The following is a 12,481-nucleotide window of genomic DNA, read 5'->3' as shown; positions in this document are numbered from 1 at the left end:
GCCGCGCAGGGCGTCGCCGCCGCCCGGGAGAACCTGGCCGACCTGCCCCGCGTGGAGGTGGTGGCGGCCCGGGTGGAGACCGCGCTGGCCCGTCGACGGATCACCGGCCCGGTCGACGTGGTGGTGCTCGACCCGCCGCGCTCGGGCGCCGGCGCCCCGGTGGTGCGCGCGCTGACCGCCGCCGGTCCGCGGGCGGTCGCGTACGTGGCCTGCGACCCGGCCGCCTTCGCCCGGGACGTGCGCACCTTCGCCGAGCTGGGCTGGCGGCTGGCCGCGCTGCGCGGCTTCGACCTGTTCCCGATGACCCAGCACGTCGAGTGCGTCGGACTGCTGCTGCCGCCGGCCTGACCAGGCGCTCAGTCGGCTGGTCCGGTGTAAGCGGCTCGGGCCAGGCTGCGGAGTGTCGGACGGCCGATAGACTCTCCGGTCATGAGTGTTGAAGAGGACACGGCCAACCACGGTCGGTTGCTGGGGACGGTACGCGGTCCGCAGGACGTCAAGCGGATGTCGGGCGAGGAGCTGGATGTGCTCGCCGCGGAGATTCGGGACTTCCTGATCGCCAAGGTCTCCCGCACCGGCGGGCACGTCGGGCCCAACCTCGGTGTGGTCGAGCTGACGCTGGCCATGCACCGCGTCTTCGACTCCCCCCGGGACCGGCTCCTGTTCGACACCGGCCACCAGGCGTACGTGCACAAGATCCTCACCGGGCGCCAGGCCGGCTTCGACAAGCTCCGCCAGCGCGGCGGCCTCTCCGGCTACCCCAGCCAGGCGGAGAGCGAGCACGACCTCATCGAGAACTCGCACGCCTCCACCGCGCTCTCCTACGCCGACGGCCTGGCCAAGGCGTACGCCCTGCGGGGCGAGGCGCGCAGCGTCGTGGCAGTGGTCGGCGACGGCGCGCTGACCGGCGGCATGTGCTGGGAGGCGCTGAACAACATCGCCACCGCCGGCAACTCCCTCGTCATCGTGGTCAACGACAACGGCCGGTCCTACTCGCCGACCATCGGCGGTCTCGCCGACCACCTCTCCTCGCTGCGGCTCAACCCCGGCTACGAGAAGGTCCTCGACACGGTCAAGGACGCTCTCGGCTCGACGCCGCTGGTCGGCAAGCCGATGTACGAGGTGCTGCACGCGGTCAAGAAGGGCATCAAGGACGCGGTCGCCCCGCAGGCCATGTTCGAGGACCTCGGCATCAAGTACGTCGGCCCGGTGGACGGGCACGACGTTGCGGCCGTCGAGTCGGCGCTGCGCGCGGCGAAGAACTTCGGCGGCCCGGTGATCGTGCACGCCGTCACCCGCAAGGGGTACGGCTACCGCCCGGCCGAGGAGGACGAGGCGGACTGTCTGCACGGCCCCGGCAGCGCCTTCGACGTGGAGACCGGCGCGCTGCTGGCCGCCCCCTCGGTGAAGTGGACCCACGTCTTCGCCGACGAGCTGCTGGCCGTGGCCGACGAGCGGCCGGACGTGGTGGGCATCACCGCCGCCATGGCCGAGCCGACCGGCATCGCCAAGCTGGCCCGCAAGTACCCCGAGCGGGTGTACGACGTGGGCATCGCCGAGCAGCACGCCGCCACCTCGGCGGCCGGCCTGGCGCTCGGCGGCCTGCACCCGGTGGTCGCGGTCTACGCCACCTTCCTCAACCGCGCCTTCGACCAGGTCCTGCTGGACGTGGCGATGCACAAGCTGCCGGTGACCTTCGTGCTGGACCGGGCGGGCATCACCGGCCCGGACGGCCCCAGCCACTACGGCATCTGGGACATGTCGGTCTTCGGCGTGGTTCCCGGCCTGCGGATCGCCGCTCCCCGGGACGCCGCCACGCTGCGCGAGGAGCTGCGTGAGGCGCTGGCCACCGACGACGGCCCGACCGTCGTGCGGTTCCCGACCGGCGCGGTCGCCGCGGACCTGCCGGCGCTGCGCCGGGTCGGCCCGGTCGACGTGCTGGCCGAGTCGGCGCGTACCGACGTGCTGCTCGTCGCCGTCGGCTCCTTCGGCCAGCTGGGCATGGAGGTCGCGGCCCGGGTCGCCGAGCACGGCTACGGCGTCACCGTCGTCGACCCCCGCTGGGTCCGCCCGGTCCCGGCCGAGCTGGTCGAGCTGGCCGCCCGGCACCGGCTCGTGGTCAGCGTCGAGGACGGCGTCCGCGTCGGCGGAGTCGGCGACGCCCTCGGCCAGGCCATGCGGGACGCCGACGTCCGGGTGCCGCTCAAGGACCTGGGCGTACCGGCCGACTGGCACCCGCACGGCACCCGCGCGCAGATCCTCGCCGACCTCGGCCTGACCGCCCAGGACGTCGCCCGCAACGTCACCGGCTGGATCTCCGGCCTGGACGCCACCCCGGACCGGCTGACCCCCACGAAGACCCCGGCCCAGAACTGACCCGGCTCGACCCGACGGCGGGCGCCCCTCAAGGGGGTCGCCCGCCGTCGGCGTGCCGCGCCACACCCTTGCGCGGTCGATCATGGAGTTGTGGTGCCGCACAGAACGGGCAAAGACGTATGCGACGCCCACCAGGAGTCCATGATCGACCGGGTTGGGGGGTTGGGGGGTTAGCGGGGGTGGGGGCTTACTGAGCGGTAGTGGGTCTTGTCGGTGTTGGCCAGGCTGTAGGTCTGGGTGCTGGCCGGCTCGGGGACGACCACCAGGCCGGGGCGCTCCACCAGCAGCGGGGTGCCGGGCGGCACCGAGAGGGAGCTGTCCCGGGTGGCCCGCCAGCTGAGCACCACAAGCGGCTGGCCGGGCACCGGCAGCTGGTACGTCTGCAACGGCGTGGCCCGGTCGGCCGGTGAGACCACCGGCGCGCTCCCGTCCGCCGGCCGGTAGACGACCGCGGTCATCGTGCCGGCGTCGGTGTCCCAGCTGAGCTGCTGCAACTCGGCCGGCTCGCCGCCGCCGAGAGCCACCTCACCGAGCGAGCGGACCGAGAGCTTCGCCATCGGCCAGGACGTCGGCACCGACTTCGGCGCGTCCCGGTCGCCGATCCGTCGCGGAATACTGCCGAACGGACCCCGCTCGCCGGCCAGCACGCAGGTGTCCAGGCCGGTGAGCGCCCGCCGGCCCGCGCCGGACTCGTCACGGACCAGCGGATAGCGCGGGTCGGTCGTGCCGGTGCCCAGGTCGAGCAGCCGGTCGGCGGCCCGCCCGCGGGGCAGCGACTCGGTGGCCCGCAGGGTTGCCGTCACGCCGACCGCCGTGCAGGCCGGCACGTCGACCGGGGCGCTGAGGCCGTCGGCGACGGTCAGCGCCCGGCCCTGCGGCCCGAGCAGTTGCTGCACCCGGGCGGAGACCAGGTAGCGCCGACCACCTGCCGTCTGCACCGGCAGGACGTCGGAGTAGACCAGGTAGCCGGGGTCGGTGTACTCGGTGGCGCGGGCGATCGCGTACCGGCCGCCGTCGCCGGTGAGTTGCAGCAGCCAGGAGGCGCTCTCACCGGGCACGTCGGCCGCGACCAGGGCCACCGGCGCCCCGTCGACCCGGCCCGAGAAGAGGATGCCGGACGAGGGCAGGTGCGCCCGGTCGTCGGCCGGCGAGCGCCAGTCGCGGACGGCCCTGGTAACCGCCGCCGTCGCCGCCGCGTCACCGGCCAGGTCGCCCCGGGGCGGCCACACCGCCAGCGTGCCGTCGAGGCTGTCGTACCCCACCCGCAGGTCGCGGGGCGTGCGCTCCGCCACGGGACCGCACGCGGTGGCGGTCAACAGCGCGGTCAGCAGGACGCTGAGCGCCCTGCCGTGCCGGCGGCCCGGAGTCACCTGATCCGCCCCCGATCGCCTCGCCGTCGTTGTGGGAAAGCGCCATAGTACGAGATGTCCGACGCGACGCTGCCGCTGGCCGGCCCCGCACCCACCACAATGGACGTCACCGGGGCTTTAGTGCCTTTTCGCCGCTCGGGTAGACTCCGCCGACTGTGACGCCTGCCGAGTCCCGCGCCCTGTCCGCGCCGCACCCGGAGGCGGCCGGCCCCGACGAGACAGTGAGCCACCACACTCCCACCGCTTCCCGGGCCAGGGCCGTCGGCGCTCCCGGCGGCTCCGCTGCTCCGGCAGCCCGTGCCGCCGCCGGCGTGGGCACCGTTCAGCGCGAGCCCGAGCCCGCACCGGCCACGACGGCGGTCGCCGCCGCGCCGGCCGAAGCCCCACCGGCAGCGCCGGTCGAGACCCCGGCAGCGCCGCCGGCCCGAGCCACCCCGGCTGGCGTACCCGTCGAAGTCACCCCGGCTGGCGTACCCGCGCAAGGGGACGGCGACGAGGGGACTGCCGGGCCGCGTCGACGTCGGTGGGCCCGCTGGACCCGGCGACGGCAGCACCTGGCGGTTGGCGCGCTGTTCCTGCTCGCCGCGCTCTGGGTGACCAGCCGGATCTGGCTGGACCCGGCCGGCCGGGTGGCGTCGCTCTACACCGGAGACCCGGCCCAGGTGCAGTTCTTCCTCGCCCACTCGGTGCGGGTGGTGCTGCACGGCGAGTACCCGTTCTACACCGAGCAGTTCAACTACCCCGACGGCGTCAACCTGATGGCCAACACGGCGGTGCTGGCGCTGGGCATCCCGATGGTGCCGGTGACCCTGCTGTTCGGGCCGGCGGTGTCCTTCGTGGTGCTGGTGACGCTCGGCCTCGCCGGCACCGCGATGGCCTGGTACCTCGTGCTGCGCCGCCACGTCGTGCGTACGCCGCTCGCGGCCGCGGCGGGCGGCTGGTTCTGCGGGTTCTCCCCGGCGATGCTCTCGCACGCCAGTTGGCACCCGAACATCATCAGCCAGTTCCTGCTGCCGTTCATCGTCTGGCGGGTGCTGGTGCTCACCCGCTCGCGCCGGCCGGTCCGCGACGGTGCCCTGCTCGCCCTGCTCGTCACCGCGCAGGCGTTCATCAACGAGGAGATCCTGCTCTTCACGGCGCTGGCCTGCGGGATCTTCCTGCTCGCGGTGGTGGCCCAGGAGCCGGCCCGCTGGCGGGCGGCGTGGCGACCGCTGGCCGCCGGCCTCGCCGCCTGCGCGCTGCTGGCCGGGGCGCTGCTGGCGTACCCGCTGTACGTGCAGTTCGCCGGGCCGATGGCGTACCACGGGCTCAGCGACGCCGTGCAGGACTACGGCAACGACATCGCCGCCTTCTTCGCCCCCGGCTCGGCCACCCTCGGCGGCAACCAGCGGGCCAACGTCAACCTGGCCCCGAACTACTCCGAGGAGAACGCCTTCTTCGGCTGGAGCCTGTCGCTGCTCGCCGTCGGCGTCGTGGTGTGGCTGCGGCGGGAGATGGTCGTGCGGGCGCTCGCCGCGACCGGTGGCTTCTTCGCCCTGCTCTCCCTCGGCGAGCGGATCTCCTGGTGGGACCGGGAGCTGATCACCGGGCCGTGGGAGTTGCTGGTGCACCTGCCCCTGCTGGACGCGGTCGTGCCGACCCGGTTCGGCCTGATCACCACTGTGGTCATCGGTCTGCTGCTCGCGCTCGCCGTCGAGCGGGCCTGGGAGCTGCGCCCGGCCGACCAGCGTACCGTCCGGACGCTCACCGCCGCCGGCCTGGCGTTCGCGCTGCTGCCGATCGCCCCGATGCCGCTGCGGATGGTGTCCCGGCCGCCGGTGCCGGAGTTCATCACCGCCGACCGCTGGCGGGCGTACGTCGGCCCGGACCAGACGCTGGTGCCGATCCCGGTGCCCAGCATGGGCAACACCCACGGCATGCGTTGGGCGGCGGCCACCAACCTCGACTTCAAGATCCCGGGTGGCTACTTCCTCGCCCCCCGCAACGGCAACACCGGCGACCCCGGTCGGTTCGGCGGCCGGCCCAGCGGGGTGGGCCAACTGCTGGAGGAGGTGGCGACCACCGGCCGGACCCCCAAGCTGGACGACCGGCAGCGTCGGCGCTTCACCGACGAGCTGCGGCACTGGCACGCGGCGATCCTGGTGCTGCCGGTTCGTCAGCAGCACGTCGAACCGCTGCGGCGTACCGTCGAGGAGTTGGTCGGCCCCGGTCGCCAGGAGCTGGACGTCTGGGTGTGGGACGTTCGGACGCTGACCGACCGCTCGGTCTGATGTCCACCGGAACGACGTCGTCGCCGACGGAGACGGCGACGGTCGGTCCGCCCACCGCGCGCCCACCCCGGCCGGCGTGGCTGCCGGACGCGTTGGTCATCGCCGGTTACCTGGGGCTGGCGGTGCTGCTGACCAGCGCCCAGTGGGGCCACCCCGGGCGGCTGTTCCACCAGGCCGGCGACCAGGTGCTCTTCGAGTGGATGCTGGCCCACGCGGCACACGCCGTCGTCGCGGGGGAGAACCCGCTCTTCAGCACCGCCCTGAACGCGCCGGACGGGGTCAACCTGATGGCGAACACCTCGGTGCTCGGCCTCGGTGTCCCGCTGGCCCCGGTCACGCTGCTGTTCGGCTCGCAGGCGGCGTTCTGCGTGGCGGTGGTCGGCTGCCTCGCCGGCACCGCCACGGCCTGGTACGCGCTGCTGCGCCGTCGACTGGTCACCGCCCGCTCCGCGGCGGCGCTCGGCGGGCTGGTCTGTGGCTTCGCCCCCGGCATGATCGCCCAGGCCGGGGCGCATCTGCACGTGGCCGCCCAGTTCCTGCTACCGGCGATCCTCGCCCTGGTGTTCCGTCCCGGGTCGAGCCCGCGCCGGGTGTGGCGGCCCGGTGTCGGCCTCGGGCTGCTGCTCGTGTGGCAGGTGTTCATCGGCGAGGAGGTGCTCGTCTTCCTGGCGCTCGCCGCCGGGGTGTTCGCGCTGGGCTACGCCCTCGCCGACCGGGCCGCGGCCCGCCGCCTCGCGCCGGCCCTGCTCGGTCGACTCGCGGTGGCGGCCGTGGTGGCGGTGACGCTGCTGGCGTACCCACTGTGGTTCCAGTTCCACGGGCCGCAGCACTACACCGGGATGGCCTTCGCCGCGCACGGCTTCCAGCTCGACGCCGCGTCGTTCACCGCGTCGGCCCGGCAGACCGTGCTCGGTGACGACTGGCTGCCGGGGCTGCTCTCACCGAACCCGACCGAGGAGAACTCGTTCTTCGGCCCCGGCCTGCTGGTGCTCGCCGTGGTCATCGTGATCTGGCTGTGGCGACGGCCGCTGGTCCGCGCGCTGGCCGGCTGCGGTGTCGTCTTCGCCCTGCTGTCGCTCGGCACCGACCTGCGGGTGGACGGCAACGCCACAGGCGTCGCGGGCCCGTACCGGCTGGTCGCCGGGTTGCCGCTGCTCGACCTCGCGGTGCCGGCCCGGTTCGCGCTGGTCTGCGTGCCGGTGCTGGGTGTCCTGGTGGCGCTCTTCGTGGACCGGGTGCGGGCGGCTCGCCGGTCACCGGCCGTGCCGGGACTGCCGGTACGACTGCTGGGGGCGGGAGCGGTGGCCGCCGCGCTGCTGCCGCTGACGCCGACGCCGATCCGGGCGGTGCCGGTCGCGCCGGTGCCGGGGTTCGTCGCCGACGGCGGGTGGCGGTCGCTGGTGCCTGCGGGCCGGACCGTGGTGGCGGTGCCCCCGGTGACCGGCGCCGCGCTGAGCCCGGTGATGCTCTGGTCCGCCCGCACCGGCCTGGCGTTCCGCGCCCCGGGCGGGTACTTCATCGGGCCGAGTGGTCCGGACGACCCGGCGGCCCGCTGGGGCGCCCCGGACCGGCCCACCGCCGTGCTGCTGCGCCGGGTCGCCGAGACCGGCGCGGTGCCGGTGCTCACCGAGGCCGACCGCCGCCAGGCCGTCGACGACCTGCGGCACTGGCGGGCCGCCGTGGTGGTGCTCGGCCGGTCGACGCACGACGAACCGGTCCGCCGGACAGTCGAGGAGCTGCTCGGCCCCGGCCGCCCGGTCGACGGCGGGTGGCTGTGGGACGTCCGGACGCTGGTCGGCTAGCGCTGATCCACAAGCGCGCGGACATTCCAGACCCAGACGTCGTCGACCCGCTGCGGCGGCCCGATCAGTGCGGTGACCAGCTCGCGTAGCACCGCCTCGCGCGGGTGTGCGCCGAGCACCACCACCGACGCCCGCCAGAACCGGAGGTCCTCGACGGCCTGGCGGCGGTTCTCGTCGGTGAGGACGGGGACCGCGTTGGCGTCCATCGTGGAGTAGATGAGGCTGCTGGTGGGCCGGTTCGGTGCGCCGAAGACGCCCTCGCCCAGCTCGTTGGGGCCGATGAAGTAGCCGCCCGGGACGGGGAACTCCTGCCCGGTCAGGGCACTCCAGCGCAGCGTGGGCAGGCCGTGCACGTTGCTCGGGATCGGCACCGGCACGAGGGTCCGGCCCTCCGGCACGTACGGTCGCCAGCCGCCGGCGGTGATGAAGTGCGGCGGCGGGTCGATCTGCTGGGCCGGCAGCGGTCGGGGGAAGAGCGGCAGCAGGGCGAGGGCGACCGCCGCGTACCCCAGCGGGCGCAGCCACCGGCGACGCGGCGCGACCGGCGCGGCCGCGGCCGGCTCGTCGGACGTCGCCGGCTCCCCGGCGCGCGGTGCCGGCACGCGGCCCGGCGCCGCCACCGGGCGGCCCTGTCGGTGCGCCGCGTCCCAGGTCAGCGCCAGCAGTACGCCCACCGCGGCGGCGACCACCAGGGTCAACCGGGTCGGCATCATCATCTCGACCAGGGGCAGGTCGTCCGGCACGTACGACCAGGGGCCGCGCACCCCGGTCTCCACGCCGTCGAAGCGCACCCGCGGCCCGATCGCGGCCACCGTGAAGACCACGATCAGCACCGCGACGATCCGGGCGGCCAGCGAACGGCGCACCAGCAGCACGAGGGCCACCACCGACAGCAGCACCAGCGGCCAGCCGAACCAGGTGTTCTGCTCGGTCATGCCGATCGTCTGCTCCACCGCCGGGTCGCCCGCCCAGGTGTCCCGAGCGAAGGTCACGAACGCGACCAGGTCCTCGCCCCAGTTGTGGAACACGCCACCCTGCAGCCCGCGGTAGGACTGCGGGCCGTTGAACTGGAACCAGATCGGGTACGCCGCCAGCAGCAGCGCCAGCCCACCGGCGACGCCCATCCCGGCGAGGAACGGCCCGGCCGCGGCGCGCGTCGCCCGTGGCCGCTGCACCGCGTACGCCAGCACGACGACCAGGCAGGCCAGCGCGGTGAGCAGCAGCATCTCCTCGTTGATGAAGATCTGGTAGGTCACCAGCACCCCGAGCGCCAGCCCGTTGCGCCGCCACCGGCCCGGCTCGCCCATCCGCAGCACCCGCACCACGATCAACGGCAGCAGGAAGTTGGACACGAAGTTGGGCTGGCCGTTGGCGTGGTGGATGATGCCCGGCGCGAAGCCGAGGAACGCCCCGCCGACGAAGGCCGCCGCCCGGGAGCGCACCAGGTGCCGCGAGAGCATCCAGTAGGCGGTGCCGGCGGTGGCCGCCAGAGCCCCACCCAGATAGAGCGCGTACGTGACCTGCGGACCGAACAGCATCGTCAGTGGCGACAGCGGCAGGGTCACCCCGAGCAGCGAGGTGTTGGCCATCATGTTCACCCCGTCCGGGGCGTTCTGCCGGGCCGTGAACAGCGGGTTCTCCAGGTGCTGCACCGAGTACGCGCCGTGCGCGAACAGCCACTCGAACCAACTGTGGTCGGTGGGCAGGTGCGAGGACACCCGGCCGGTCACGTCCCCCCAGTAGTGGAGGCAGACGAAGACGCCCAGCACCACATAGGCTCCGAGGGCCAACAGGTCGGCTCGGGCCGGACGGCGTCGAGGCCGCCGTGTCGGCTCGGCCTCGGCCGGCTCGGCGTCGGTCACGGGATTCAGCGAGGGGTCTACCACCGGCACAGCCACGACGCGCCATCGTACAGGCGAGGATGCGTCGCTTTTGCCGGGCCGGTACGCCCACGGCCGGTTTGCCGGGGCCGCCCCCGGCCGACCCGACCGGCGATGGAGGGACGGCCGTTGTCGATCATCGAGCTGGGCGAGGTCCGGGACGAGCCCGAGTCGCGGGCGACGGCCCGCCGACCGCGCGCCGCCGGCCGTCGGCTGCGCAGCGCGGCGGTGCTGCTGCTGGCCCTCGTCACGCTGGCCAGCGCGACCCCGGTGCGGCAACGGATCGTGACGTCGGTGCCGGCCTCGCCGGGCGCCTCGGTGTACCTCACCGAGGACGCCATCGTCGTGGTCGACACGTCGACTCCCATCGGCGACCGGTACCTGACCGCCTACGGCCGTCCCGGGCCGAGGGGCGGGGACAGCGTGCGGCGCCGGTGGCGCGCACCGCTGGAACGCAGCGGCGACTTCCTGGCGGTCTGGGCCGACCGCGGGATGCTGCTGGCGGTGGGTGCCAGCACCGCGAACGGGGTGCTGGAGACCACCGCCTTCGACGCCGGGACGGGCCAGCGGCGCTGGCGCCAGCCGGGAATCGCCAGGCGAACGGCCGACGGGGGCCTGCTCCTCGCGAACGACCTGGGCGACGGGCCGGGCACGGTGAGCCGGGTGGTGCCCGACACCGGCCGGGTGCTCTGGTCGGTGCCCATCCCGTCCGGCAGCCCCGACTACCACGGGCCGGCGGGTCAGGTCGACCAGATCGTGTTCGTCCAGCCGACCGGTGAGCTGCAGGTGTACGACGCCGGCAGCGGCGACCTGCTGCGCAGCGTCGACACGTTGCCCGGTGCCCGGTCGGCGTTCCAGCGGGTGCAGGTCGTGGACGACCTCGTGCTGCTCGTCCCGCCCGGCAGCACCGGGCTGGTCGCCTTCCGGCTGCCCGGACTGGACCGGGTGTGGACGTCGTCGGTGCCGCTGGTGGCCTGGGCGGTCCCGTGTGCGGACCTGCTCTGTACGGTCCAGCAGACCGGCGCCATCCAGACCATCGACCCCGCCACCGGCGCCGTTCGCTGGTCGGACCCGGGGCCGGACACGTTGGTCGACGTCCGGCGGGACATGTTGCTGGTGGCCGCGCCCGAGCAACGGTACGCGGTGCGGGACGCCCAGACCGGGCGGGAACGCGCTGAGCTGGGCCGGTGGCAGCTGGTGGACCAGCTACGCCGCGACGACCCGCTGATCGGCGTACGGCCGACTCCCGACGGCCGGCTCGTCGTCGCCGAGCTGGACCTCACCGCCGGTCGGACGCGGATCCTGGACGTGCTGCCGGGCGTGGTCGGTGGGTGCCAGGCGGCGCTGCCCGTCCTGCTCTGCCGCCGCCTCGACGGCTCGACCGCGCTGTGGCGGTTGCCCCGGTGACCGGTCCGGTGATCGACCTCGGGGAGCTGCGGCACGGGCCGGACCTCGACACCGTCCGGCTGCCCCGCCCGCCGTTGGCCCGGCAGCGGCCCCTGCGCTGCGCGCTGGTCCTGCTGCTGGTGCTCGCCGGCCTCGCCGGTTCGGGGCCGTTGCACCGGCGCGAGGTGGTGACGGTGCAGGCCGAGCTCGGCGCCGACGCGCTGGTCACCGACGACCTCTTCGTCCTCGTCGAGCCGCTCGGCCGCACGGGGCAGCGGCGGATCACCGCCACCTGGCTGCCCGGCGGCGAGCCGGCCTGGCAGGTGCCGTTGCCGACCGAGGGCCGGTACTGGGGAGTCGCGCAGCAGGGCGAGACGCTGCTGGTCACCGGCCACGAGGTCGGCCCGGACAGTCAGGGGACGCTCACGATGGCGCTGGACCGCCGGACCGGGGCGTACCGCTGGCAGCAGCCCGGCAACCCCGCCGCGCTTCCCGACGGCAACATCCTCATGTGGTCCGCCGGCAGCGACGACCAGCTGGACACCCTGCGCGGGGTCGACCCGTGCTGCGGGACCGTGCGCTGGCAGGTGCCGATCAGCCCCGGCGGTGAGTTCGTCTTTCACGACGGCGAGCACGGGGTGGACCGCGTGGTCGTCGTCCGCCTGCGCGGGTCGACCGAGGTCCGCGACGCGACCACCGGCGCGGTGCTGGCCCGCACCGACCTGGGCGCCTCCGGCGGTGGGTCCAGCCTGTCCGTGCAACTGGCGGACGACCTGCTGCTCACCATCGGCGGTCCGTCGGCCACGATCACCGCGTACGGGCTCGACGACCTGCGCCAGCGGTGGCGTGTGCCCGCCGGCGAGGCGCTGTACGCGTCGGACTGTGGCGTCGTCATCTGCGTGCAGACCCGCTCCGGCGGGCTGCGGGCGCTCGACACCGCCACCGGTCGGGACCTCTGGGGGAGCGACCGCTGGGGGTGGGTCTGGCCCTACGCCGGTCGGCTGGTGGCCACCACGGTGAGCAGCGCCGGGCCGGGCGCGGAGGAACTCGTCGTGCTCGACCCACCGACCGGCCGGGTGCTGGCCGAGCTGGGTCGGTGGGAGCTGGCCCGGTTCGCCCTCGGCGACCCGCTGATCGGCGTACGCCGCCATCCCGACGGGGGCCTGCTCGTCGCCGAGCTGGACGTCGCCGGTGGCCGGGCACGGATGCTGGACGTGTTGCGGGACGCGACCGGGGACTGTCAGGCCCTCACCGGGCGACTGCTCTGCCGGCGCCGAGACAGCGCGTACGGGCTGTGGCGGTTGCCTGGCTGACCACCGCCGGGTCGGTGTGGGCGGCGAGGGAGGATTGTTGCCCGCCGGCACTAGGTTGTCGGTGGTCAGCAGCGAGGAGGCCGG

At 74.4% G+C, this 12,481-nt stretch carries 7 protein-coding genes and 1 pseudogene; 6 read left to right on the top strand and 2 right to left on the bottom strand.

Annotated elements, in window-relative coordinates; translation table 11 throughout:
* Nucleotides 1–348: pseudogene (locus tag ABZU46_RS15740) on the top strand (class I SAM-dependent RNA methyltransferase); the annotation flags it as partial.
* A gap of 81 nt (nt 349–429) precedes the next feature.
* Nucleotides 430–2,376, top strand: a complete 1,947-nt coding sequence (dxs, locus tag ABZU46_RS15735; protein ID WP_354858169.1) for a 1-deoxy-D-xylulose-5-phosphate synthase — start codon at nt 430–432, stop codon at nt 2,374–2,376.
* A 170-nt stretch (nt 2,377–2,546) separates the two neighbouring features.
* On the opposite strand, the gene ABZU46_RS15730 is transcribed toward dxs, so the two are convergent.
* Nucleotides 2,547–3,707, bottom strand: a complete 1,161-nt coding sequence (locus ABZU46_RS15730) for a hypothetical protein (protein ID WP_354858175.1) — start codon at nt 3,705–3,707, stop codon at nt 2,547–2,549.
* Between the two features lie 593 nt (nt 3,708–4,300).
* Between ABZU46_RS15730 and ABZU46_RS15725 the strand changes: the two genes are divergently transcribed.
* Together ABZU46_RS15725 and ABZU46_RS15720 are read left to right on the top strand one after the other, a co-directional pair.
* Complete coding sequence (locus ABZU46_RS15725) at nt 4,301–6,016, top strand: hypothetical protein (RefSeq protein WP_354858173.1); 1,716 nt, start codon at nt 4,301–4,303, stop codon at nt 6,014–6,016.
* Complete coding sequence (locus tag ABZU46_RS15720; RefSeq protein WP_354858166.1) at nt 6,016–7,818, top strand: hypothetical protein; 1,803 nt, start codon at nt 6,016–6,018, stop codon at nt 7,816–7,818. The genes ABZU46_RS15725 and ABZU46_RS15720 overlap by 1 nt, the downstream gene beginning before the upstream one ends.
* Here the strand turns inward: ABZU46_RS15720 and ABZU46_RS15715 are convergent.
* Nucleotides 7,815–9,710, bottom strand: coding sequence for a hypothetical protein (locus ABZU46_RS15715; RefSeq protein ID WP_354858171.1), 1,896 nt, complete (start codon nt 9,708–9,710; stop codon nt 7,815–7,817). The two genes, ABZU46_RS15720 and ABZU46_RS15715, sit on opposite strands and share 4 nt — an antisense overlap.
* Before the next feature lie 117 nt (nt 9,711–9,827).
* Between ABZU46_RS15715 and ABZU46_RS15710 the strand changes: the two genes are divergently transcribed.
* Together ABZU46_RS15710 and ABZU46_RS15705 are read left to right on the top strand one after the other, a co-directional pair.
* A complete protein-coding gene (locus tag ABZU46_RS15710) occupies nt 9,828–11,105 on the top strand; it encodes a PQQ-binding-like beta-propeller repeat protein (RefSeq protein WP_354858164.1) in 1,278 nt (425 codons plus the stop codon).
* Nucleotides 11,102–12,397 (top strand): PQQ-binding-like beta-propeller repeat protein, encoded by a 1,296-nt coding sequence (locus tag ABZU46_RS15705; protein WP_354858162.1) that lies wholly within the window; start codon nt 11,102–11,104, stop codon nt 12,395–12,397. The genes ABZU46_RS15710 and ABZU46_RS15705 overlap by 4 nt, the downstream gene beginning before the upstream one ends.
* The last annotated feature ends 84 nt before the right edge of the window (nt 12,398–12,481 follow it).

Source organism: Micromonospora sp. NPDC005197 (assembly GCF_040608295.1).
In the GTDB taxonomy this organism is placed as follows: domain Bacteria; phylum Actinomycetota; class Actinomycetes; order Mycobacteriales; family Micromonosporaceae; genus Micromonospora.
The sequence above is the reverse complement of the archived record's forward strand: the minus strand, read 5'-3'. Positions and strand labels throughout refer to the sequence as shown.